25 protein-coding genes are annotated in these 23,504 nt (G+C 67.9%); 19 read left to right on the forward strand and 6 right to left on the reverse strand.

From position 1 onward, the window contains the following. Positions 1 to 136 precede the first annotated feature (136 nt). Positions 137 to 547: a hypothetical protein gene (locus tag ACT4ML_RS04800; protein WP_444719830.1), complete on the forward strand. Its 411-nt coding sequence runs from the start codon at positions 137 to 139 to the stop codon at positions 545 to 547. A 153-nt stretch (positions 548 to 700) separates the two neighbouring features. Then, on the forward strand, positions 701 to 1,756 hold the full coding sequence (locus tag ACT4ML_RS04805; RefSeq protein WP_444719831.1) for a deoxyhypusine synthase: 1,056 nt from the start codon (positions 701 to 703) through the stop codon (positions 1,754 to 1,756). Positions 1,757 to 2,194: 438 nt separating this feature from the next. Here the strand turns inward: ACT4ML_RS04805 and ACT4ML_RS04810 are convergent, their stop codons facing one another. Further along, positions 2,195 to 3,076, reverse strand: coding sequence for an MBL fold metallo-hydrolase (locus ACT4ML_RS04810; protein ID WP_444719832.1), 882 nt, complete (start codon positions 3,074 to 3,076; stop codon positions 2,195 to 2,197). A gap of 149 nt (positions 3,077 to 3,225) precedes the next feature. Here ACT4ML_RS04810 and ACT4ML_RS04815 point away from each other — a divergent pair, with 149 nt between their 5' ends. Further along, positions 3,226 to 4,341: an NAD(P)/FAD-dependent oxidoreductase gene (locus tag ACT4ML_RS04815; RefSeq protein WP_444719833.1), complete on the forward strand. Its 1,116-nt coding sequence runs from the start codon at positions 3,226 to 3,228 to the stop codon at positions 4,339 to 4,341. A 13-nt stretch (positions 4,342 to 4,354) separates the two neighbouring features. Here the strand turns inward: ACT4ML_RS04815 and ACT4ML_RS04820 are convergent, their stop codons facing one another. Continuing rightward, positions 4,355 to 4,756, reverse strand: coding sequence for a pyridoxamine 5'-phosphate oxidase family protein (locus ACT4ML_RS04820; RefSeq protein ID WP_444719834.1), 402 nt, complete (start codon positions 4,754 to 4,756; stop codon positions 4,355 to 4,357). Positions 4,757 to 4,906: 150 nt separating this feature from the next. On the opposite strand from ACT4ML_RS04820, the gene pdxT reads away from it, so the two are divergent. From pdxT to ACT4ML_RS04855, 7 genes are all read left to right on the forward strand, one after another. Further along, complete coding sequence (gene pdxT / locus ACT4ML_RS04825; RefSeq protein ID WP_444719835.1) at positions 4,907 to 5,524, forward strand: pyridoxal 5'-phosphate synthase glutaminase subunit PdxT; 618 nt, start codon at positions 4,907 to 4,909, stop codon at positions 5,522 to 5,524. A gap of 91 nt (positions 5,525 to 5,615) precedes the next feature. Further along, the gene (locus ACT4ML_RS04830) at positions 5,616 to 6,593 is read left to right on the forward strand and encodes an acetamidase/formamidase family protein (RefSeq protein WP_444719836.1); all 978 of its coding nucleotides are present in this window, start codon (positions 5,616 to 5,618) and stop codon (positions 6,591 to 6,593) included. Positions 6,594 to 6,746: 153 nt separating this feature from the next. Continuing rightward, entirely contained in the window at positions 6,747 to 7,898 is a 1,152-nt protein-coding gene (locus tag ACT4ML_RS04835; protein WP_444719837.1) for a bacterio-opsin activator domain-containing protein, read from the forward strand. A 43-nt stretch (positions 7,899 to 7,941) separates the two neighbouring features. Further along, complete coding sequence (locus tag ACT4ML_RS04840; RefSeq protein ID WP_444719838.1) at positions 7,942 to 8,274, forward strand: HalOD1 output domain-containing protein; 333 nt, start codon at positions 7,942 to 7,944, stop codon at positions 8,272 to 8,274. Between the two features lie 94 nt (positions 8,275 to 8,368). Continuing rightward, positions 8,369 to 8,836 carry a bifunctional nuclease family protein gene (locus tag ACT4ML_RS04845; RefSeq protein WP_444719839.1) on the forward strand — a complete coding sequence of 156 codons (468 nt, stop codon included), beginning with the start codon at positions 8,369 to 8,371 and terminating at the stop codon, positions 8,834 to 8,836. After that, positions 8,837 to 9,121, forward strand: a complete 285-nt coding sequence (gene hisE / locus ACT4ML_RS04850; protein WP_006430335.1) for a phosphoribosyl-ATP diphosphatase — start codon at positions 8,837 to 8,839, stop codon at positions 9,119 to 9,121. 125 nt (positions 9,122 to 9,246) lie between these two features. Further along, positions 9,247 to 9,594 (forward strand): four-helix bundle copper-binding protein, encoded by a 348-nt coding sequence (locus ACT4ML_RS04855; RefSeq protein WP_444719840.1) that lies wholly within the window; start codon positions 9,247 to 9,249, stop codon positions 9,592 to 9,594. 83 nt (positions 9,595 to 9,677) lie between these two features. On the opposite strand, the gene ACT4ML_RS04860 is transcribed toward ACT4ML_RS04855, so the two are convergent. Continuing rightward, the gene (locus tag ACT4ML_RS04860) at positions 9,678 to 10,049 is read right to left on the reverse strand and encodes a DUF5518 domain-containing protein (protein WP_444719841.1); all 372 of its coding nucleotides are present in this window, start codon (positions 10,047 to 10,049) and stop codon (positions 9,678 to 9,680) included. A gap of 137 nt (positions 10,050 to 10,186) precedes the next feature. On the opposite strand from ACT4ML_RS04860, the gene ACT4ML_RS04865 reads away from it, so the two are divergent. Next, a complete protein-coding gene (locus tag ACT4ML_RS04865; protein ID WP_444719842.1) occupies positions 10,187 to 11,170 on the forward strand; it encodes an NOG1 family protein in 984 nt (327 codons plus the stop codon). A 15-nt stretch (positions 11,171 to 11,185) separates the two neighbouring features. Beyond that, on the forward strand, positions 11,186 to 11,500 hold the full coding sequence (locus tag ACT4ML_RS04870; RefSeq protein ID WP_444719843.1) for a DUF7533 family protein: 315 nt from the start codon (positions 11,186 to 11,188) through the stop codon (positions 11,498 to 11,500). 102 nt (positions 11,501 to 11,602) lie between these two features. Here ACT4ML_RS04870 and ACT4ML_RS04875 read toward each other — a convergent pair whose 3' ends face one another. Further along, positions 11,603 to 12,904, reverse strand: a complete 1,302-nt coding sequence (locus tag ACT4ML_RS04875; RefSeq protein WP_444719844.1) for a TIGR00341 family protein — start codon at positions 12,902 to 12,904, stop codon at positions 11,603 to 11,605. 141 nt (positions 12,905 to 13,045) lie between these two features. Between ACT4ML_RS04875 and engB the strand changes: the two genes are divergently transcribed. Continuing rightward, positions 13,046 to 13,669 carry a GTP-binding protein EngB gene (gene engB, locus ACT4ML_RS04880; protein ID WP_444719845.1) on the forward strand — a complete coding sequence of 208 codons (624 nt, stop codon included), beginning with the start codon at positions 13,046 to 13,048 and terminating at the stop codon, positions 13,667 to 13,669. A gap of 214 nt (positions 13,670 to 13,883) precedes the next feature. On the opposite strand, the gene ddh is transcribed toward engB, so the two are convergent. Continuing rightward, positions 13,884 to 14,813 (reverse strand): D-2-hydroxyacid dehydrogenase, encoded by a 930-nt coding sequence (ddh, locus tag ACT4ML_RS04885; RefSeq protein ID WP_444719846.1) that lies wholly within the window; start codon positions 14,811 to 14,813, stop codon positions 13,884 to 13,886. Positions 14,814 to 14,959: 146 nt separating this feature from the next. After that, on the reverse strand, positions 14,960 to 16,351 hold the full coding sequence (locus ACT4ML_RS04890; protein WP_444719847.1) for an NUDIX domain-containing protein: 1,392 nt from the start codon (positions 16,349 to 16,351) through the stop codon (positions 14,960 to 14,962). 61 nt (positions 16,352 to 16,412) lie between these two features. On the opposite strand from ACT4ML_RS04890, the gene ACT4ML_RS04895 reads away from it, so the two are divergent. The 6 genes from ACT4ML_RS04895 to ACT4ML_RS04920 all read left to right on the forward strand — a co-directional run bounded on the left by ACT4ML_RS04895 (position 16,413) and on the right by ACT4ML_RS04920 (position 23,432). Then, positions 16,413 to 16,913, forward strand: a complete 501-nt coding sequence (locus tag ACT4ML_RS04895; protein WP_444719848.1) for a metallophosphoesterase family protein — start codon at positions 16,413 to 16,415, stop codon at positions 16,911 to 16,913. Positions 16,914 to 17,040: 127 nt separating this feature from the next. Then, entirely contained in the window at positions 17,041 to 17,586 is a 546-nt protein-coding gene (locus ACT4ML_RS04900) for a ribbon-helix-helix protein, CopG family (protein ID WP_138243592.1), read from the forward strand. Positions 17,587 to 17,787: 201 nt separating this feature from the next. Further along, a complete protein-coding gene (locus tag ACT4ML_RS04905) occupies positions 17,788 to 18,993 on the forward strand; it encodes an Nramp family divalent metal transporter (protein ID WP_444719849.1) in 1,206 nt (401 codons plus the stop codon). Between the two features lie 50 nt (positions 18,994 to 19,043). Further along, a complete protein-coding gene (locus tag ACT4ML_RS04910; protein ID WP_444719888.1) occupies positions 19,044 to 21,083 on the forward strand; it encodes a hydantoinase/oxoprolinase family protein in 2,040 nt (679 codons plus the stop codon). Continuing rightward, entirely contained in the window at positions 21,080 to 22,702 is a 1,623-nt protein-coding gene (locus tag ACT4ML_RS04915; RefSeq protein ID WP_444719850.1) for a hydantoinase B/oxoprolinase family protein, read from the forward strand. The genes ACT4ML_RS04910 and ACT4ML_RS04915 overlap by 4 nt, the downstream gene beginning before the upstream one ends. Next, positions 22,695 to 23,432 carry a maleate cis-trans isomerase family protein gene (locus ACT4ML_RS04920; protein WP_444719851.1) on the forward strand — a complete coding sequence of 246 codons (738 nt, stop codon included), beginning with the start codon at positions 22,695 to 22,697 and terminating at the stop codon, positions 23,430 to 23,432. Before ACT4ML_RS04915 ends, ACT4ML_RS04920 begins: the two co-directional genes overlap by 8 nt. The last annotated feature ends 72 nt before the right edge of the window (positions 23,433 to 23,504 follow it).

The raw sequence follows: 23,504 nt of genomic DNA on the forward strand, positions 1-23,504 counted from the left end.
CGATTCGAATGGAGCCGCAGCTGTCCGGTGAACTCGTGCAGTAGAAACCCTCGTTCCTCAGCGGTCTATATACAGTGATATGAATAGTGGGACAATGGACGATAAATCATTTATATGACTGATCTATAGAGCAAATATGAACCGTCGAAGCGCCCTTCAATTAGGAGGGAGTAGTGTCCTTTTTCTGGGTAGTGGTTGTCTCGGCTGGTTTCAAAACACAGTTCGTCTTTGTCAGATCGATATTGACATCACTTCCACCATCAACTCGTTGCAGTTACGGCTCTCTGAGAGGGAGGAAACTATCTACGAAGAAACGTACAAAATTGATTCCTCTGATGAACCGACGAATAGAGTCGCCATCGACGATTCCGATATCCCCGTCAATGAAGGGGAATTCACTCTGCACGGACGGGTAGACGGACACGGGTGGAAAGAATGGTTTTTGCCGCAGTTTGCCGATGGTGCAGATTCCATTTCCGTTTCACTCAGCATTGAAGGGAGCCCACCAGAATTCTGGTTTGGGTATCGCACGGACGTAGACTGCTAAGTTCGCATCTGTCGTGAGCGGCTGGTTCTCGACGGGAATCGGCTGCTGAATCGGGCCTCGGCAGTACCTTCTGAGACGCGCTTGTAGTCGGCTCGAGACGACGGATCGAACCGAACCGCGGCGTTCAAACCGCTGGCTCGCGGATGCGAGGACATGAGCGACGACCACGAGCACGGGAGCGACGACGGCGACAGCGAGGCGGACGGCCACCACGAGCCCGAGCGGGAGACCTTCTCTCACGATCCGGTCGGCCACGCCGAGGTCCGGGCGGGCATGACGGTCGGCGAACTCGCGGACGAGTACGGCAACGCCGGCGTCGGTGCGGCGGACCTCCACGAGGCCGTCGACGTGACCGAGTCGATGTTCGACGACGACGTGACCGTCTTCTTCGGGCTGGCGGGCGCGATGGTCCCGACGGGGATGCGAGCCATCGTCGCCGACCTGATCCGGGACGGCCACATCGACGTGCTCGTCACGACAGGGGCGAACCTCACCCACGATTCCATCGAGGCCATCGGCGGCAAGCACCACCACGGCGCGGTCCACGACGAGGGCAAGACCGAGCGCGAACACGACGAGACGCTACGCGATGAGGGTGTCGACCGCATCTACAACGTCTACCTCCCACAGGAGTTCTTCGCGACGTTCGAGTCCCACCTGCGCGACGAGGTCTTTCCGGTCCTCGAGGAGGAAGGCGTCGTCCCGATCCAGCGGCTCACCGAGGAACTCGGGCGGGCCAACGCCGAGGTGAACGAACGCGACGACATCGACGAGGACGCCGGCATCGCCGCCGCGGCCTACGAGAACGACGTGCCGATCTACTGTCCCGCGATTCAGGACTCCGTGCTCGGCCTGCAGGCGTGGATGTACTCCCAGACCTCCGACTTCTCGCTCGACGCGCTGGCGGACATGACGCCGCTGACCGATATCGCCTACCACGCCGACGAGGCCGGCGCGTTCGTCGTCGGCGGCGGCGTCCCGAAGAACTTCACGCTGCAGACGATGCTCGTCGCACCCGACGCCTACGACTACGCCGTCCAACTGACCATGGACCCCAAACAGACCGGTGGCCTCTCCGGCGCGACCTTGGACGAGGCCCGCTCGTGGGGGAAACTCGAGAAGGACGCCGACAACGTCTCGGTCTACGCCGACGCGACGATCACGCTCCCGCTGGTGGTCGCCGCGGCTCGGGAACGTCTCGAGAATTGATTCACGGCGCTCGAGGTGGACGACACCACTGCTCCCCGACGCCGTATCGGTCCGTACCGACGGACAACGTGCGGTGGCGCGCGCTGAACCGCAGTGAGCGATCAGCGAACGGCGGTTCGATACTGTGCGAGGGATGAGTGAGCGATCGAAGAGAGCGAACGAATCGGCTGGGGAGGGCGTGGAAACCCCCGTTGCCACGATAGCAGAGCGCTGCCTCGTTTGGTTTTCACCGACGCAGAGTCCTGCTCATGCTGGCGGCACGGAACACCACACCAACCCCAACCGATTCGCTCGGTCACTCCGTTCCTTCGCTCATCCCTCGCGCAGTTTGAACCCGCGTCTCACCGGTCGTTCGACGCGGCTCAGCGCGCGCCACCGCATATCAGTCGCTCGAGCCGATCGAGATACCGATTCGCCGAATCAGCCGCTTGTTCCTCCCTATTCCCGGTCCGACGGCGGTTCGAACTCGTAGGTCTCGCCGTGCTCGAGGTACTCCACCCGGTCCTCGAGCCCCGCCTTCTCCACGGCGGCCTTGAAGTTCGAGAGCGGCGATCGGAACACCTCGTAGTCGTTGTAGTGGATCGGAATCGCGGTGTCGGCGTCGATCAGGTTGACGGCTTCGGCCCCCTGGTCGGCGTCCATTGTCAGAAGGACGCCCAGAATCCGCGTCCCGCCCAGATGCAACAGTGCGAGGTCGATCTCGGGGTAGCGCTCCGGGATCTCCTCGAGGGCGTCGTAGACGACCGTATCGCCGGAGACGTAGAGCCGCATAAGCGGCGGCTCCTCGGGATCGGCGTCGGCCGGCCGGAACTCGAGCATGCTCCCCATCACCGGCGGCAGCCCCTTCGAGACGACGGGCGGGCCGTGGCGACCGGGCATCGCCGTGATCGTCAGGCGCGCGTCTCCCTTCCGGATGCGGCACTCCTCCCACGTCTCGAGCGAGTGGGTCTCGCGAAAGCCCTTCTCGGCGAGTTTCTCTGCGGCGTGGCGGGTCGTGACGATCGGCAGGTCCTCGTCGAGTTTCGCCTCGGCGACGCGGTCGAAGTGGTCGCCGTGGTAGTGCGAGAGCAGGACGAAGTCGATCGGCGGCAGGTCCTCGATCTCCATCGCCGGGTCGGTCCGCCGTCGAGACGTGATCCCGTAGCCGAGGTGGACGTGATCGCCGCTGTGGAGGAAATTGGGGTCGGTGAGGATCGTGAAGCCCGCGTACTCGAGGAGCACCGTGGCGGTGCCGACGAAGAAGATCGAGCCCTGCTCGAGGTCGGCGTCGTCCGATTCCGTCGCGGGGAGCTCGAGGTCGATATCGCGGAACTGGCTCATAGTACCACCGCCATCGCCGGCCCGTTTCAACCCCTTTCGGAACTGGCGAGACTACCAGTCCGTCTGATACGACCGGCGGGGCTGTGGCCCGCTGCGGCCGCATATTCACGGCCCAGCCTCAACCCGCTGGGCGTTCGAGTGGGCGTACCATGAGCGATCCCCTCGAGTACGAGGTCGTCGTCATCGGCGGCGGCCCCGCCGGCCTGACGACCGCGCTGTACACGACTCGACTCGGTCACCGCACGGCCGTCTTCGAGAAGGAAGGCGGCCGTCACGCGGCGGTTACCCACGTCCACAACATGCCGGGCGTCTCGGAGAACGTCTCCGGGAGGGAACTGGCGGCCCACGCCGTCGAACAACTCGAGCACTACGGCGGTGACTTCTACCCCGACGCCGTCGAGTCCGTGACAAAACTGGGCGGTGACGAGACAGATAGCACCGCGGACGGCGACCCGCAATTTCGCCTCGAGGCGACCCACGCGACGGTCGACGCCGACAGGGTCGTCTTCGCGACCGGCTTCCGCGACCGCAGTCCCGAGGTACCGGAACTCGAGCGCTTTACCGGCCGCGGCCTGCACTACTGTCTGCACTGTGACGCGTACACGCTGGGCGACGGCCCGGTCTTCGTGCTCGGTCACACCGAAAGCGCGGCCCACGTGGCGATGGCGATGTGCAACTTCACGGCCGACGTCGACCTCCTGTTGAACGACCGCGAACCGGAGTGGGACGACGAAACGGACGCGCAACTCGAGGCCCACCCGGTCGATCGGATCGACACGGCCGTCGTCTCCGCGTACGACGACGAGAGCATCGACGCGGACGAGCCGCCGTGGCTCGGCGGCTTCGCCTTGGCGGACGGAACCGAACGGGACTACCTCGGCGGCTTCGCGATGTACGGCTCCGCGTACAACGCCGATCTCGCCGCCAGCCTCGGCTGCGAACTCGACGACGACGGCGCGATCGACGTCGACGAGAACCGAGAGACCAGCGTCGCGGGCGTCTACGCCGTCGGCGACGTCACCCACGGCCAGAACCAGACCACGATCGCCATCGGCGACGGTGCCTACGCCGGCCTCGCGATCCACAAGGATCTCCGGACGTTCCCGAAACCGGTCGGCGAACTCGAGGACGACGGCGACGAGACCGCGGTCGAGCAGTCCACACCGGGGGCACCCTCGGATCTCCGCGCCCGGATGCGCCGCGTTCGCGAACTGGGGACCCATCCGGGGCTGCGCGAGCCGTCGCCGGGCAGGGGTCACGAGTGAGGACCGGCGTCGATCACTCGAGCACGTCGCCGTAGGTTCGGTAGGTCGCCGAGCCGACATCGATCCGAACGAGCGTGTTGTCGGCGTAGGCGTCCGGCTCCGCGTCGTACTTCTCGTTGATCCGGCGGCGGGCCGCTGCCGTCTCGGCCTCGTCCTCGACGACCGTCGCCGTCCCGAGCAGCGACACCATCCACTGCGTCTGTCCGGCGTCGTCGTTCTGTATCGAGAGGGCGACCCGCGGATTCCGCCCGATATTGGCCAGTTTCCGACCGGTCGTGACGATCTCGACGACCCCGTCAGCGTACCGGTACCAGACCGGCGCGACGTGGGGCCGTCCCTCGGTACAGGTCCCCAGATGGGCCATCACGGGCTCGCTCTCGAGCAGGCGTTCGGCCTCCGCTGGAACGGTCGACACGGTCGTCTCGCCGACGGGTAGCGACAAAAGCGGCCGCCATGGCGGTGCCGGCGCGGGGAGCGGGGCTACTGCAACCCGCGGCGTCTGCCGACCTCCGCTCGCCCGTCTCGTGGCGCGGACTTTTTGACGGCACCGTCCGTATCCGCGGCCATGTCACTGACTGCGGGCGTCGTCGCGGTCCAAGGCGACGTCGAGGAACACGCGGCCGCCATCGAACGCGCCGCGGCGGCCCGCGGCCGCGAGGTCGCGGTCCGCGAAATTCGAGACGCCGGGATCGTCCCCGACTGCGATCTGCTCGCGATGCCCGGCGGCGAATCGACGACCATCTCTCGACTGCTCCACAGCGAGGGCATCGCCCCCGAAATCCGAGCCCACGTCGCCGACGGCAAGCCGCTGCTCGCGACCTGTGCCGGCCTGATCGTCGCCGCGAGCGACGCCGGCGACGGCCGGGTCGAGGAACTCGAGTTGATCGACATCGGCGTCGAGCGCAACGCGTTCGGCCGACAGAAGGACAGCTTCGAAGCGCCCCTCGAGGTCGCGGGCCTCGACGAGCCGTATCCGGCGGTGTTCATCCGCGCGCCGGCCATCGATTCGGTCGGCGACGCCGAGGTGCTCGCGACGTGGGACGACCGGCCGGTCGCGGTCCGTGACGGACCCGTCGTCGGGACCTCGTTTCACCCCGAACTGACCGCGGACAGCCGGATTCACGGGCTGGCGTTTTTCGAGAACGAGGGCGCGTCGGTGCCGTCGCTCGAGGAAGCTCAGTAGGCACGCAGCGTACACAGCGGGGCAAACACAGCAGTGTGCGGTTGTAGCGAGCGGCTATTTTATCCCGTCGCGCAGCATGTATTGACGGTATATGTCAGACGAATACGAGGCGGCGTACGAGATCGATGCCAGCGACGAGACGATTCACAGCGCGTGGGACAACAGCCTCGAGCCGGTACAGACGGTCGAACCCGGCGAGGTCGTCCGGTTTACGTGCCGGGACTCGACGGGCGGACAGCTCGGCCCCGATTCGACGGTCGCCGACATCGCCGACCTCGACATCGACCGGGTCCACACCTTGACCGGCCCCGTCGCGATCGAGGGCGCTCGGCCGGGCGACGTCCTCGAGGTCGAACTGCTCGAGATCGACCACCGGGGCTGGGGGGTCACGCTGGTTCTCCCGAGCGAGGCGGAACTCGGGCTCTTGGCCGACGAGTTCCCCGAACCGGCGCTACACGTCTGGGACCTCGAGGACGGCGTCGGTCGCTTCGGAAACGGCATCGAGGTGCCGCTCGATCCGTTCCCCGGCGTGATCGGCGTCGCGCCCGCCGAGGACGGCACTCACACGACGTTCCCGCCGCGATCGGTCGGCGGGAACATGGACATCAAACAGCTCACGGCGGGCTCGACGCTGTATCTCCCCGTCGCGGTCGACGGAGCCCTGTTCAGCGTCGGCGACGGCCACGCCGCACAGGGAGACGGCGAGGTCTGCGGGTCCGGGATCGAGGCACCGATGACCGTCACCTGTCGGTTCGACCTCCGGTCGGACCTGTCGATCGACCAACCCCAGTTCGAGACCACGGGACCGTTCACCCCGAGCGGCCGGGACGAGCCGATGTACGGGACGACGGGGATCGCGGACGACCTGCAGGAGGCCGCCAGAGCCGCCGTCCGGCAGCTGATCGATCACCTCGAGACCGAACGCGGCCTCGAGCGACACGAGGCGTACATGCTGTGTTCGGTGGCCGTCGACCTGAAGATCAACGAGGTGGTCAACGCGCCGAACTGGGTCGTCTCCGCGTACCTTCCGGAGGGGATCTTCCCCGCCGAGCAGCGCCGGTCGGCGTGACGACCGGTGGTATGCATTTATCCGTCGACGCCGTATCGACGGTATGAGCTGGAGCCGATATCGACACCCCGGAAGCGCGAACGACCAACGTACCGAGACGCCGAGTGAGCGCCTCGAGGCCGATCCCCCGTGCCTCGAGCGGACGGGCGGTCGATGACGGACTCGTCGGCGGGCGGGTTTCGCGACGGCGATCCGGTCGAACGGAACTCGGACGAGAGCGAGTCGGAGGAGTCGCTTCCGGCGGACCTCGCGCGACGGTTCTTCGACGCGTGTCCGGTCAGCGCCATCGTGATCGATGCGGCGGGCGAGATCGCTCACGCGACCGACCGCGCCGTGGCGACGCTCGACCTCCCGCGCGAGGAACTCGTCGGCCGACCCTACGACCCGGCCGAGTGGGGCCTCTCCTACGACGACGGAACGCCCGTCCCGGTCGACGAACACCCCGCTACGCGCGTCTTCGAGTCGGGCGACCCCGTGTTCAGGTTCGAACACTGGATCGAACTCCCGGACGGCAGCCGGCGGTGGTTCTCGAGCAACGCCGCGCCCCTGTTCGATTCGGACGGCACCGTCGAGTACGTCGCCCTCGCGTTCGAGGACGTGAGCGCGCTGAAGCGACGCGAGAAGCGCCTGACCAGTGACCACGTCAGATTGCTCGGGTTCCGCGCGGACGAATCGGCGGTCCCGCCCTCGCTGCGGGTCGAGGACGAACCGACGTGGATCGACATCGATTCCGTCGTCTCGCTGCCGGACGGGACCACCGTCCAGTACATGGGGACGAGGGATCTCACCGCGAGCGAGTTCGTCACCGCCGTCGAAGAGGTCCCCCACTACCTCGACGCCCGACTGCTCAGTTCGGTCGACGGCTACAATCGGATCGAAGCCCACTCGGAATCGGAGACGGTCGCCCACGTGTTCTCCGCGCTCGGCGGCCGTCCCCGCGAGATCGTCATCGAGTCCGACGCGGTCAGGTTCCGCGGAGAACTCCCCGGCGACGTGGATCACCGGCAGGCCGGCGACGAGATCCGGCGGTTCCACCCCGAGGCCGAACTGGTCGCCGAGGAACTGGTCTACTCGTCCCAACTGCTGTACGACGTCGTCGCGGACGCGCTCACCGACCGACAGCTGGCTGCGCTCGACGCCGCCTACTTCAGCGGCTACTTCGACACGCCCCGGACCAGCACCGGCGACGAGTTGGCGGCCCGGTTCGGCGTCACCCGCCAGACCTTCAATCAACACCTCCGCAAGGCCGAGCGGACCGTCTTCCGGCACCTCTTCGAGAAGTCCGGGGCGACGGACGCTGACTAGTCAGCGTCACTCCTTAGGACGATATCTGCGATACTGGAACGCAATGAGTGAGAACACAGCCCACTCCGATCTCCCTGCAGCTCGGCCGCTCGGCGAAGACAGTTCGGGATACGATCCCATCACGGAAACCTACCACAGTCGATTCGATGGCGGTCCGAGCACGGTCGTCGTCGCGATCGTCGAAGCCGTGGCGGCGGTGACGAACCGCGAACCCGACGCGCTGTCGCCGCTCTACGACACGGTCGATCCCGAAGCACTCGCCGACCTCGTGACGTCCGCTCGAGGCCACCCCATCGACGTCTCCATCTCCTACGAGGGCTGTCAGGTGACGGTCTCGAGCGACGGCGGCGTCGTCGTCGAGCCGCCGGAGAACTGACCGCGTTCGCGAGCCGAAACTGCGGCGTCGCCGGCCGGGTCTGCATGCATTCGCGACCGGACATGTTTTCTCCCTCCTTGCCGACGGTATGGGTATGCAGGCATCCATCGACGCCGTCCGCGTCGCGGGGACCCCGAAGGGACCGGTCCCGGTCGTCGTCCTCGCCGTCGAGGGCGAAGCCGACGTCGTCCCGATCTTTATCGGCTTCAACGAGGCAACGAGCATCGCTCGCGGCCTCGAGGCCGAGGATATCGGCCGGCCGCTGACCCACGACCTCCTGTTGGACGTCATGGAGGAACTCGGGAGCCGCATCGAGCGCATCGTCGTCAACGAGATCGAAGAGCGCGACGGCGGGCAGGGCGGCACCTACATCGCCGATATCCACCTCGAGACGCCCCGCGGCGAGACGGTCGTCGACGCCCGGCCGAGCGATTCGCTCGCGCTCGCCGCCCGGACGAACGCGTCGATCGAGGTGACCGAGGAGGTCTTCGCGGACAGCCGAGACGACAGCGAGAAGTTCGACGAACTCGAAGACATCCGCAACGTGTCGGGTGAGCTCTAGATGGACGACGTGCTCGAGGAGTTGTTCGCCGTGATCGAAGACCGGAAGGAAACGCTGCCCGAGGACTCCTACACCGCCTCGCTGTTTACCCACGAGAAAGGCGAGAACGCGGTCCTGGAGAAGCTCGGCGAGGAGAGCACTGAACTCGTGCTGGCCGCGAAAGACGACGATCATGAGGAGATCGCCCACGAGGGCGCAGACATCGTCTACCACCTGCTCGTCCTGCTCGCGATGAAGGACATGGACCTCGCCGATCTCGAGGCGGAACTCGAGGCGCGGCGATAACGCGACCGCGGGTCGGCGGTCCGTCTCCGCGGCTCACTTTCTACGGCGGCCGAATCTGCGACCACGCAGTGCTTGCAGCCGCCCGTGATAGCTTGATGGCGCCCGCTGGTGTCTCTTTGCTCGTTATGGCGCTCCAACAACTCGAGCACGCGGACGACCACATGCAGGAGTGTATCGACAACTGCCTCGAGGCCGCGCAGGTCTGCGAGTGGTGTGCCGACGCCTGTGCGGGCGAGGGCGAGGACATGGCCCGCTGCATCCGGCTCTGCCGGGACGTGGCCGACATCGCCTCGCTGCACGCGCGATTCATGGCCCGCAACTCGGGCTACCATCAGGAACTCGGCGAGCTCTGTGCGGACCTCTGCGAGGAGTGCGCCGAGGAGTGCGAACAGCACGATCACGAGCACTGTCAGGCGTGTGCCGAGGTTCTGCCGAAGTGCGCCGAGAGCTGTCGGGAGATGGCGTCGGCCTGAGAGTCACGGGACTGACAGCCCGGGTCCGAACCGTGCAGAGCGGCCGAACCCGGACGTTCGAACGATGCCGTTTTTCGACCCGATCAGGCACTCATCGCCGCGCCGACCGCGCCGGCGACCGCGCTCTCGAGGGCCATGATCAGCGAAATCATCGCGGCGAGGGCAAAGATGCCGAGCCCGGCCGCACCGGAGATCGCGCCGCCGGCGGGGCCGAGCGCGAGCCCGGCGATGCCGACGGCGACGGCGATGAGCAGCCCGCCGATGATGCCGCCGAGCGCGCCGGCGAGCAGCCCGTGCCAGAAGCCGCTGCCGAGCCCGCCGCCGGCCATGTAGCCCGCGACGAAGCCGCCGATGAGCCCCGCGGCGAGCTGCCCGATACCCGGGAGAGCGAGCCCGACGATTCCCAAGACGGTCGCGACGACGAAGCCGACGAAGACGGCACGCCAGTTTGTCATACTCGATCGGACGACGGCGACGGGGATAAGCCCGCGGCGGACAACTGCCGCGCGAACTGACACGCGGGCCGACCCCACTCGCCGCGGCACCGGCGCGTAACGAACGCCCTTTATGGTCGGAGGCGCTAGTGCTGGACATGATTTTCGAAGACCTTCCGACGACGCCCACGTCGGAAGAGCTGATCGACAAGGCGTTTTCGCGGGCGGCGCGGGCCGGCAAGGCCAAAGGCGGCCTCGAGGCCCAGCAGTCGATGCTCCAGACGGCGGCGAACATCATCTCCGACAACTTAGAGAACGTGGTGACGGCGTGGCCGGACTTCGAGTACGACGCCCACCCGTTCTACTACGAGCTGGCCGACGCGATCGTCGACGTCGACCGGCTCCGACAGGCGCTGTCGGAAGTGATGTGGGCCAGCCGCAAAGCCCGCGAGATCCACGAGGAGTACCAGCCGCGGCTGCGAAAGACCGACGTGGACACCGCGCGCAAGCACCGCAAGCAGGCCTTCGCCCGGCTGGCGGACATCGTCGAGCAGGTCGACGACCACCTGCTGTACATCAACGAGTCGCGCAACGATCTGCGGGACCTGCCCGAAATCAACCCCGACGAGCCGACGATCGTCGTCGCCGGCTACCCCAACGTCGGCAAGTCCTCGTTCGTCAACGACGTCACCAACGCCCGCGGCGAGACCGCCTCCTACCCCTTCACGACGAAGGGGATCGGCGTCGGCCACTTCGAGCGCGATCACATCCGCTACCAGATCGTCGACACCCCCGGGCTGCTCGACCGCCCGCCAGCCGAGCGCAACGAGATCGAATCCCAAGCCGTCAGCGCCGTCGAGCACCTCGCCGACTGCATGCTCGTCATGATCGATCCCACCGGCGAATGCGGCTACCCGACCGGCTCGCAACTCGAGCTCCGGGACTCGATCTCGGCGCAGTTCGAGGACATCCCCGTGCTCACGATCGCGAACAAGGAAGACCGCTTCGAGGACGGCGACCTCACGGAGGACGTCGCGGCCGACTACACCATGAGCGTCGAGACCGGCGCGAACGTGGAGACGGTCCTCGAGGCCGCCGTCGAGGCGATCGGCTACGAGCCCGAGTTACCGTTCGACGGCTAACTCGGTGCCGAGTCGATGAAGGGACCCGGCATTCTGTGGATGCTCCAGACCGCTGCGGGGCTCTCGATGGCGGGACCGATGTTCGTCGTCGGCGTCGGATTCCTCCGCGACGGCCGCCTCGTCGGCGGGCTCGGCTTTCTGGTACTCGGCGCGATCGCTCTCTACTTCCCGACGTATCTTCTCAACCGGATCGGCGGACCGAAGACGTGGGTCCGCCGGCTGCTCGGTCGCGTCCGGCGTGACGACACTACCGACGAGGCGGGGGCCGACTCCGGATCCGGTCCCAAGGCGTCCGGAGACTCGAGTCTCCTCGAGCGACTGCGGCGCTAGCGGGCCGGAAACGGTTGTTCTCGCGCAGAGTCAGCGAGTTCCAAAAACGACGACGGGCCGACGGAAAGCGCCGCGTCCACCGCGCTGGGTGGTGATCGAACGCTACTGGTCCCCTCGCTCGAGGACTTCGACGTATCTGACCTCGACGTTGACGGAGCCGTCGGCGTGGCGGTTGACCCGCTCGTGGAGGGTGTCGGCCAGTTCGGGTGCCGTCTCGCCGGGCGGGCCGCCGATCGTGACGATCACCCGATCGGGGTTCCGGAACGGGTAGTCGTCGTCGAGGACGACCTGGAACTCGAGCAACTGGTAGCGCTCGTACTGGTCCTGTGCGAGGACCTGCTCGACTTCGTCGCGGGCGTCCTGTTCGAAGTTCCCCGTCTCGTAGGAGGCGTAGGTGATTCCGCCGAGAAATACCGCGAAGACGAGGACGATGACGACGAGTCCGACGATCCGGTGGCGAACGCGCTGTTCCGTCTCGCCGAGGGAAAACAGGTTCTCCGGCCGGTAACCGGCGTACCACAGCGTCAACAGGCCGGCGAGGTTCACCGAGAGCAGATTGACGAGGACGAGGACCGTCGCGCCGATCGCGGCGGTCGGCTGGCCCCACGCGAGGGTGATGCCAGCCACGCCGGCCGGCGGAATCAGTGCCGCCGCGATCATGACGCCGACGAGCGCCACGGAGGTCCCCGTCGCGATGCTGACGACCCCCGCGATTCCCGCGCCGAGGGCGATCGCGAGCGAGAGCAAGTCCGGCGCGAGCCGCTCCGAGATCTCGCCGACGTTCGCGAGAACGAGATCCGGCGGGACGATGTTCGTCATCCGCACCACCAGCGCGAAGATCGCCGCCGCCGCGATCGCGAGGACGACGCCGAGGATCTGGTAGGTGACGCTCTCGACGAACAGTTCCTCGTCGTCGATCACCGTCCCGACGCTCGCCCCCAGCGCCGGCCCGATCAGCGGCGCGATCACCATCGACCCGACGACGACCGCGGGCGAGTCGAGCAGGAGTCCGGCGGTCGCGACGACGGCGCTGATGATCGTCATCACGGCGTAGACGGGAAAGCTCGGCGTCAGGTCGTCGGCCTCCGCTTGCAGTTCCTGACGCGAAATCCGATCCGAACCGACGTCTCCGTCCTCGTACTCCTCGCGGAGCGCCTGAAACCTGCGGGAGACGACCGTCTCCGCGTCGACGACGACCGTGTACGCGTCCTCGTCGATCCCCGCGTTCTGTACCTCATCGAGCACTGGCTCGACGGCCGCATCCGGCAGCGGGAAGTAAACGACCGCCGTGTACTCCCGACTGCTGGTCTCGTCGGACACGACGTAGTCGATCCCCCGCTCGTCGAGGGTGTCGAGAATCGTCTCCCGCTTGCCCGTCGGTACCGTCAGCTGTACGAGCCGCACGTCTCCGTCTGTGCCCCCCGGGATCATAACTTCGGGGCATTCGTCCCGCGCAGGCGGTCGATTTCGACTCGAGCGGGCACCGAGCCAACAGCCGGCTCCCGTTACAACGCGTATAAAGGTCGGTCCGCCCTACGGTCGGGTATGATCGATTTCGATACGCGCCCCGATCGAGAGGCCGAAGTCGCCCTCGTCGGCCGCTCGAACGTGGGCAAGTCCACGCTCATGCGCGAGCTGACCGGCCACAGCTTCGACACCGGCGGCAAACCCGGCGTCACCCGCTCGCCGAACCACTACGACTGGGCCCCCGAGGACTTCGTCATCACCGACCTCCCCGGGTTCGGCTTCATGAGCGGCGTCGACGAGGACCTCCGCGAGGAGATCAAGACCGAGATCGTCCACTACCTCGAGGAGTACGCCGACAACGTCCTCGTCGCCGTCCTCGTGGTCGACGGCAAGAGCGTCATCGACATCATCGACCGCCACTCCGGCCCCGACGAGATCCCCTACGACGTCGAGATGTTCCACTTCCTCCGGGATCTCGGCATTCCGACGGTCGTCGCCGTCAACAAGATGGACAAGGTCGACGACGAGGACGAGCGCCTCGACGCCCTCTGTGACCGCCTCGGCCTCTACCCGCCATGGAAGCAGTGGCAGGAGACCATCGCCCCAATCAGCGCGAAAAAGGGCCAACTCGAGCCGTTGAACGAAGCCGTCCGAAGTCAGTTGCACGAGCAAAATCGGGACGATTTGTTCAAATTCTTCTAGAACCGAACTTTTGCTCTGCGGGCGCGGCGAAGCCGCGCCCTCGGCAAAACTTCGATGAAAAGCACTCCTCCCTCCCCGTTGGGTCGGTCGTCGGCCCGCTCGCTCCCTTCGGTCGCTCGCGGTGATGGCGGGTAAGCGCCTGCCCTTCCCCGGATCGCGCGACTCTCGCAGTCGCTCGAGCCGCGCTCTCGGCCACCTTACGCCGTGATCAAGCTCAAACGACCCGGTTATGGAATTCCTCGCCGTCCGTGAGCCGGTCGACGTTTTCGCGGACGATATCGCCCGTGTCCCGGAAGTAGTCCCGCGTGTAGGCTGCACAGTGGGGCGAGATGATGACCTCGTCCATCTCCCACAGCGGCGAGTCCTCGGGCAAGGGCTCCTCCTCGAAGACGTCCAGCGCTGCGCCGGCGACCTCGCCGGCCTCGAGCGCGTCGATCAGCGCCGGTTCGTCGACGACCGAGCCGCGAGCGACGTTGACGAAGTAGGCGTCGTCGCGCATCGCGTCGAACGCCTCGGCGTCGAAGAGGTGGTGGGTCGCCTCGGTCAGCGGCACGGTGACGATCACGAACTCGGCGTCGGTGATCGCCTCGAGCAGCCGATCGTTCGCGTAGATTGCGTCGAATCCGGGGACCGGATCGCCCGAGCGCCGGACGCCGGTTACCCGGACGCCGAGCCCGCCGAGGGTCTCCGCGACGCCGCGACCGAGGGTACCGGTGCCGACGACGCAGGCCGTCGAGCCCGGGAGCGTGAATGCATCGTCCCACTCGGGGCGGTCCCAGCGGCGCTCCTGCTGGTTCGCGACGTGGTCGTGCAACCGCCGGGCGAACATTAGCAGGTAGCCCGCGACCGTCTCGCCGACGCTCCGATCGTGGATGCCCGTACTGTTCGTGAGGATTACGTTCTCGTCCTCGAACGCGTCGAAGGGAAACCGGTCGACCCCCGCCTGAATCGAGTGCACCCAATCCAGATCGAGGAAGGACTCGCGGTGCTCGAGAGTGACGACCGCGTCGCAGGACGAAATTTCGTCGTCGCCGATCACCGCGACCTCGACCGGTAGATCGACGAGATAGTCCGCTAATTCGGCCGGCGGAAACACCGCCTCGACTGACTCGTGGACGCCGAGTCGCTCGAGTTCGAATGCCATGGGCGACGCTACGCACGAATCCGGGTTGAAGGTTTGCACCCCGGAAGTCGCGTCGGGATGCGTATGAGTGAGATGGCGGCTCGGAGAAAGTCCTCGTCACAAGGGGCTCGGAGGGGGTAACTCTTCGTCACGGCCGCCGGAGTCGGCTACTCCCTCGAGGGGTTTCGGTCTGTCGTTTCCCGATCCGTCGCCGCCTCGTCACCCGCTTGCCACGCCTCGAGGTCCCGCAGTTCCTCGGCGACCGCGTCGATCTCCTCGGGCTCGAGCGCGCCGCGTTCGGTCACCACCTCGTCGATACAATCGGCGGGCGTCACGTCGAAGGTCGGGTTCAGCACGTCGATCGAGGCATCGCCGTCGTACACCGCAGTTTGATCCCCGGACTCGAGGTTTACGTCCTCGCGGGTCGAGACTTTGTCCGTCGCCGCGACGACTGAAACCGGAATCTCCTCGCGGTCGGCGGCGACCGAAAGCGACCGGGTGCCCGTCTTGTTCACGACGGACCCGTCTGGGAGGACGGTGTCCGCGCCGACTGCGATCCGATCGATATCCTCGCGTGCGAGCACGTGCGCGACCGCCGCGTCGGTGTGGACGGTTACGGTGCCGTCGATCGTGGCTGCCAGTCGTTCCGCGACACCGATGCCCTCGCGGGCCGGCCGCGATTCGGCGACGAAGACGCGGGTTGGCTCGGCCGCCCGAAGCGCCTCGAGGACGGTGCCCGACCGCGAGAGCGTCGCGACGCTGCCCGTGAGGCGCTCGCTCGCGGTCGCCGCGGCGTCCTCGTCGGCAGTCAGCGCGCGGTCGACGTTCGAGAGCGCCGACTCGAGGACGGCCGCCGCACCGCCGTCCGCCCCCGCCGCACCGGCCATCGTCCGGTTCACCCGATTCCGGAGGACGGCCATCGACGGCCGGGCCTCGAGCAACCGGCCCGCGAGTTCGGCGAGTTCGTCCCGCTCGCCGTCGGGGTCCGGACCGAACTCGCGTCGCTCGGCGACGAGCAGGCCCGCCCGGTCGCGAAGTACCTCGAGCGCACGGACGGACAGATATGCGGCCCCGTGCTCGTCGTCGGCCGCGAGCGAGCGGACGGTGGGAGCCACGCGCTCGTAGGCGGTCCACAGTTCGGGAACCGTCTCCCGGTCGTTTCCGACGCCCGCGAGCGTCTCGGTCGGGGAGACCCACTCGAGGGCGTCGTGTTCCTCGCTCAGTTCGATCTCGCGGCTCTCGCAGTCGAACAGAGACGGGTGGACGACCCACTCGCGCTCGAGGTCCGGGTCAGCGAACTCGACCGGCCGTCCGGTGCGGACGAGCGAAACGGCGTCGTCCTCGAGACCCGTTTCCTCGCGGATCTCGACGCAGACCTGCTCGTCCGGCTGGCCCTCGGCGAAGCCGGAGACGCCGCCCCACTGGCCCGCGTAGGTGCCGACCGCATCGCTCCGGCGCAGTAACAGGACCTCCCCGCGGTTGCGGAGGAACGCGGTGACGACGTGGCTCGCGGTCGCCTCGTCGCCGCTCTCGTCGCGCTCCGACGGTGAATCGCTCATACGCGGAGCCACGACCGCGTGCAGGGAATCGTTTTCGGGACCGGCCGCCGTACCCATGCCCGTGAAACGAATCGCGATCATCGCCGACACGCACGTTCCCTCCCGCGAGAGCGCGCTCCCCGAGTGGGTCGTCGACGAACTCGCGCGGGCCGACCACACGATCCACGCGGGTGATTTCGACTCCCGACAGACCTACGATCGGATCGCCGCCCTCGCGAACCGAGACCTGACCGCCGTCCGCGGGAACACGGATCCGCCGACGATCGACGCGCCCCGCGCCGCGACCCTCGAGATCGGCGGCGTGACGTTCACCGTGACCCACGGAGCCGGCTCGCCGTCCGGTTGGCGACAGCGGGTCATAGAGGCCGCTCGAGCCGAAACGGCGTCGTCCGATCCGGTCGCCGTTGCTGGCCATACCCACGAAGTCGTCGACACGACCGTCGACGGGATTCGACTACTCAACCCCGGCAGCGCGACCGGCGCGTCCCCCGCCGACCGGGCGACGATGTACGTCGCAACCGTCGAGGACGGGGAGTTGTCCGTCGAACTGCGAAGCGAGTGAACGGCCGACCATCCGTGCGGCCGTCGCTACTCGGCGGCACTCGGCGTCTCGCGGCCGACGACTGGTAACGGTCGGCCGTCGTCGCAAGTGCGTGAACTATACCCGTCTCGGGGACCCCCGTGTGACCATGACACAGCGCGTGACTGTATCGCTCGACGACGACTCGGCCGCGGCCCTCGAGACGCTGGTCGCCGAGACGGGCAACGGCCAGAGCGAGGTCGTCCGCCGGGCGCTCACGTTCTACGCGGCGAACTTCGAAGCCGCCGACGGCGGGCCGAGCGACAACCTCGAGCGGTACTATCGAATGCTCTCCTCCGGGGAGCACGTCCTGCTCGATATCGACTTCCTGCACGCCTTCCTCGAGTACTGCTACGACGGCGGCGACCCCGACCCGGCGTTCGTCGAGGCGGCCGACCGGGTCTCGGACTACCACGCCCGCGAGTACGGCACCCGGTTCGACGCGGTCGGCGACCTGCTCGAGTGGCTCTCGTTCTGTGGCTTCCTCGACGTCCGCGAGGAGGGCGAGGACGTCTACCACCTCGTCTTTCCCTCGGAGGCCGTCCGCTGGTTCATGACCCGGTTCATCGAGCGCAGTACCGTCGATCTGCCGACGGAGATCGAACTCGAGGGCGGCGTCTCGAAGGTGATCGTGACCGAGCGAGCGGCCGACTGACGAGTCGCTGCTGACGGACCGTCGCGGTCGACGGGCGAGCCTCGAGCGCGATCGTCGACCGGTGTCGGCAGTCGAAATTCACACGAGTTCATACGGATTCATACGTCAGCCACACTGTCTCGAGCCGACGAAGTGTTCGTATGGTCGGGTCTTAACAATCCTTTTGGGGATTTCGAAGAGTGGTGCGTGTGAATACGCATCATGGGTGTTATTGACCGACTCAAAGCGATCGGACCGGGGGCGCTCGTCGCGGCGGCGTTCATCGGGCCGGGAACGGTAACGACCGCGAGCGTGATCGGGGCAGAACACGCCTATCTGCTCGTGTGGACGATCGCGTTCTCGATTCTGGCGACGATCGTCCTCCAGGAGATGAGCGCGCGGCTGGGGCTGATCACGCAGGAAGGGCTGGGGGAAGCGTTTCGAAACGAGTTCGACAATCCGATTCCGCAGGCGATCACCGTCGCGCTCGTCGTGAGCGCGATCGGGATCGGGACGGCGGCGTTCCAGACGGGCAACATCGTCGGCGGCGCAGCCGGGCTGTCGACGATCACCGGCGTCAGCGAGAACGTATGGGGACCGATCATCGGCCTGGTCGCCGCCGGCCTGCTGTGGACGGGGAGCTACAAGCTGATCGAGCGCGTGTTCATCGGCCTCGTCAGTATCATGGGCGCGGCGTTCCTGCTCAACGCGATCATGGTCCGACCGGACCTCGGCTCGCTGGCGAACGGGCTCGTTCCGACCGTCCCCGACGGATCGGCGTATCTCATCGCCGGCCTCGTCGGAACCACCGTCGTCGGCTACAACCTGTTCCTGCACGCGAGCACCGTCCAAGAGCGGTGGGACGGTCCCGACGACCTCGCGGAGTGTCGCACCGACACGATCGGGATGGTCATCGTCGGCGGCCTGATCACGACGGCGATCGTCGTCACGGCCGCCGCCGTCTTCCCCGCGGGAACACAGATCACCGGCGTCGGCGAGATGGCCGACCAGCTCGAGCCCGTCTTCGGCGGCTACGCCTTGACCTTCTTCGCGATCGGCCTCTTCGCGGCCGGCTTTACGAGCGCGATGAGCGCGCCGCTGGCCGGGGCCTACGCCACCGCCGGCGCGCTGGGCTGGGAGCGGGACCTGACCTCGACCCGGTTCCGGGCGATCTGGATGACGATCCTCGGCGTCGGCATCGTCTTCTCGGCGCTGGACTACAACCCCGTGCAGGTGATCGTCTTCGCACAGGTCGCCAACGGCCTCCTGTTGCCGATTCTGGCCGTCTTCCTCATCTACGCGATGAACAACCGCGACCTGCTGGGCGAGTACACGAACAGCACCCTCCAGAACGTTCTCGGCGGGCTCGTCACGCTCGTCGTGGTCGGTATCGGCCTCCGAACGCTCTACGACGTTCTGTTCCTCTGACGACCTGTATGACCGATTTAAACGCACGCGACACGAATTCGGACGCACCGATGGACAGTCACGACGCGACGGGCGACGACGGAACGCGGGTCGGCGTCGACGTCGGCGGCACCTTCACCGACGTGGCGCTCACCGTCGACGACCGGCTCGTCACCGCGAAGGTCCCCACGACCGACAACCAGCACGTCGGCGTCCTCGAGGGGATCGAAAAGGCCTGCGAGAGCGCCGGCATCGATCCCGCCGAGATAGACGGCTTCGCCCACGCGATGACCGTCTCGGTCAACGCTCTGCTCGAGCGCGGCGGGGCCGAAACCGCGCTCGTCACGACCGAGGGCTTTCGCGACGTCCTCGAGATCGGGCGACAGGACCGACCGGATCTGTACGATCTCGAGGCCGAGAAGCCCGAACCGCTGGTGCCTCGAGAGCGACGGTTCGAAGTCGGCGAACGGACGACCGGCGAGGGCGTCGAGCGACCGGTCGACCCCGAGGAGATCCGCGACCTCGCGGCGACGCTGCGCGAGCGCGGCGTCGAGGCGGTCGCGGTCTCCCTGCTGCATTCCTACGCCGATCCCGAGAACGAACGGATCGTCGCCGAGACGCTGCGCGAGGAACTCGCGGTACCGGTCTCGGCCTCCCACGAGGTGCTCGCGGAGTTCCGCGAGTTCGAGCGCACGTCGACCACGGCGGTCGACGCCTACGTCCGGCCGGCGATCGACCACTACGTCGGCCGACTGGTCGAGGAGGCCGACGACGCCGGGGTTCCGGCCCCGCGGATCATGCAGGCGAACGGCGGCATCGCGGACCCCGAGACGGTCCGGGAACACGCCGTGACGACGACGCTCTCCGGCCCGGCCGCGGGCGTCGTCGGCGCTGCGGCGACCGTCGACGACGACGACGTCGAGGGGCTCGTCACCTTCGACATGGGCGGCACCTCGAGCGACGTGAGCCTCGTCCGGGACGGCCGGGCCGAGCGGACGACCGATGCCGAAATCGACGGCCTCCCGATCCGAACGCCGATGGTCGACGTGAACACCGTCGGCGCGGGCGGCGGCTCGATCGCGTGGGTCGACGCCGGCGGCGCGCTCCGGGTCGGGCCGGAGTCCTCGGGTGCCCAGCCCGGACCCGCCTGCTACGGCCGCGGCGGGACGCGACCGACCGTCACCGACGCCAACGTCGTCCTGGGCTACATCGGCCCCGAGACCGCGCTCGGCGGCGAGATGACCCTCGACGTCGAGGCGGCCCGCGACGCCCTCGAGGAACTGGCCGACGAGGCCGGCTTGGACGGGGCGCTCGAGGCGGCCCGCGGCGTCTACCGCGTGGCGAACGCGACGATGACGCGGACGATCCGCTCGGTGACCGTCGAACGGGGCCACGACCCCCGCGAGTTCGCGCTCGTCGCGTTCGGCGGCGCGGGGCCGATGCACGCCGCGGCGCTGGCCGACTCGCTGTCGGTCGACCGCGTCGTCGTCCCGCGACCGGGCGGGGTCCTCTCCGCGTTCGGCCTGCTCGCGGCCGACGAGAGCTACGACGCCGTTCGGACGGTCGGCGTTAGTCTCGAGGCAGCCGACACGGGAGACCTCGAGTCGGTCTACGACGGCCTCGTGGCCGACGTGCTCGCGGACGCGTCCGACCCCGACGCGGCGCGGGTCGAGCGGGCCGCCGACTGCCGGTACGCGGGCCAGAGCTTCGAGCTGACCGTGCCCGTCGACGACGAGTTCGACGCGGCGACGGTCGCCGAGCGGTTCCGCGAGGCCCACGAGCGGGCCTACGGCTACGCGATGGACGAATCGATCGAGGTCGTCAACCTCCGCGCGACGGCGACGATCCCCGGCTCGGAGCCGACCATCCGCCACGAGGGCGCGGGCGACGCCGTCGTCGGCACCCGGGAAGCTCACTTCCCCGGCACCGGTGACGAACCGCGAGAGGCGACCGTCTACGACCGGGATCGACTCGCGCCCGGCGCGGCCGTCGACGGGCCGGCGATCCTCGAGCAAGCGGAGAGCACGACCGTCGTGCCGCCCGCGTGGACCGGCGACATACTCGCCGACGGAACGCTCGTCATGACGCGAACGGAGGACGAAGGACAATGACCCCAGCAACGACGACCGATGCGGACGACGGTATCGACCCGGTGACCCTCGAGGTGCTGCGCAACCAACTCGAGAGCGTCGCCGAGGAGATGGGCCAGACCCTCATTCGGGGAGCGTACTCGCCGAACATCAAGGAGCGCCGGGACTGCTCGACGGCGCTGTTCGACGCCGAGGGGCGGATGATCGCCCAAGCGGAACACATCCCGGTCCACCTCGGCGCGATGCCCGCCGCGGTCGACGCCGTGCGCGAGCGCGACCCGAAGCCGGGCGACGTGTTCGTGCTCAACGATCCCTTCACGGGCGGAACGCACCTGCCGGACGTGACGATGGTCTCGCCGATCGCACCCGGTCGCAGTGAAGACGGCAGCAGCGACGACGAGGAGATCGTCGGCTACGCCGTCTCTCGAGCCCACCACGCCGACGTGGGCGGAATGACCCCCGGCAGCATGCCGGCGGGCGCAGAGGAGATCTATCAGGAGGGGCTTCGCCTCCCCCCGACGCGGCTCGTCGAGGGCGGCGAGCCGCGGGACGACGTCCGCTCGCTCGTGCTGGCGAACGTCCGCAACGCCCGCGAGCGCCGGGCCGATCTGCGGGCCCAGCGGGCGGCGAACGAGCGCGCCGAGGAGCGACTCGCGACGCTGTTCGCGGAACACGGCCGCGAGACCGTCCTTTCGGGATTCGACGCCGTGATCGACTACTCCCGCGAGCGGATCACCGAGGAGATCGCGGCGCTTCCCGACGGCACCTACGAGGCGACCGATGTCCTCGAGGGCGACGGCGTGACCGACGAGGACATCGAGGTTTCGGTGACGGTGACCGTCGACGGCGAGACGATCGACGTCGACTTCGCGGGGACCGCGCCGCAGGTCGCAGGCAACCTCAACGCCCCCATCGCGGTCGCGACGAGCGCTGTCTACTTCGTCGTGCGCTGTATCACCGACCCCGAGATCCCGCCGAACCACGGCTGCTACGACCCGGTGAGCGTCAGCGCGCCCGAGGGGTCGCTGTTGAATCCGAACCCGCCGGCCGCCGTCGTCGGCGGCAACGTCGAGACCAGCCAGCGGGTCACCGACGTGGTCTTCACCGCGCTCGCACAGGCTGCGCCCGACCGGGTGCCCGCCCAAGGGCAGGGGACGATGAACAACCTCACCATCGGCGGGCGGGACAGTTCCTTTACCTACTACGAGACGATCGGCGGCGGCTTCGGCGCACGCGCGGACCGCGACGGAATGGACGGCGTCCAGGTCGGGATGACCAACACGCTCAACACACCGATCGAATCCCTCGAGACGGAGTACCCGCTGCGGGTCGAACGCTACGCGCTCCGGGACGGCAGCGGCGGTCCCGGCCGATTCCGCGGGGGACTGGGGCTCGAGCGCTCGGTGACCGTCGAGACCGACGCGACGGTGTCGCTGCTGACCGAGCGCCGCCGACACGCGCCGACGGGCGTCGCCGGCGGCGGGGACGGCGCGACCGGGGAGAACCTGATCGACGGCGAGCCCGTGCCCGCGAAGACGACGGTCGACGTTCCGGCCGGGACGACGGTGACGGTCAGAACGCCCGGTGGCGGCGGCCACGGGGAACCCGCAGAGCGCGGCGACGATGGGGCCGATGACTGACGCGGACGCCGACGCTGACCGCGGCGGCCGACTGGGGCTGATCGTCCCCTCGTCGAACGCGACGGCCGAACCGGAGTTTCGGGCGTTCTGCCCCGAGGGCGTCACCGTCCACGGCGCGCGGATGGCCCTCGAGTCGGTCACCGTCGACGAACTCGACGCGATGAGCGACGACGCGGCGCGGGCGGCGACGCTGCTCGGCCACGCCGACATCGACGCGGTCGCCTACGCCTGTACGACCGGCAGCCTGATCCACGGCCCGGGGTTCGACGCCGAACTCGAGGACCGGCTGGCCGAGGCGGCCGGCGTTCCCGCGGTCGCGACGGCCCGCTCGGTCGTGCGGGCACTCGAGACCCTCGGGGCCGACCGGATCGCCGTCGCGACGCCGTACACCGACGCCCTCGACGAGCGAGAGCGGGACTTCCTCGAGGCCGCGGGATTCGAGGTCGCCTCGATCGACGGCCGCGGCCTCGCGGCCAACACGGCGATCGGGGAGCTAACCCCCGAGGACGCGTCTCGGCAGGTGCTCGAGCGCGTCGGCGCGGTCGACGATCTCGACGCCGTCTTCGTCTCCTGTACGAACTACCGCTCGCTCACCGCGGTCGAGGGGCTCGAGGCGAAACTGGGGGTGCCGGTCATCACGAGCAACGGCGCGACGCTGTGGGACGTCTGCGGAGCGGCCGGATTCGCGGTCGACGGTCCGGGAACGCTGTTCGAGTCCGAACAGCGGTAAGCGGCGGTGTCCGCCACGGGCGTACCGCGGCCGCTACTGGAAGAGCGTTAGCGGCGTTTCGCTGAATCGATC

Origin of the sequence: Natrinema sp. LN54 (assembly GCF_052439245.1) — an archaeon.
GTDB classification, from domain to species: Archaea; Halobacteriota; Halobacteria; order Halobacteriales; family Natrialbaceae; genus Natrinema; species Natrinema versiforme_A.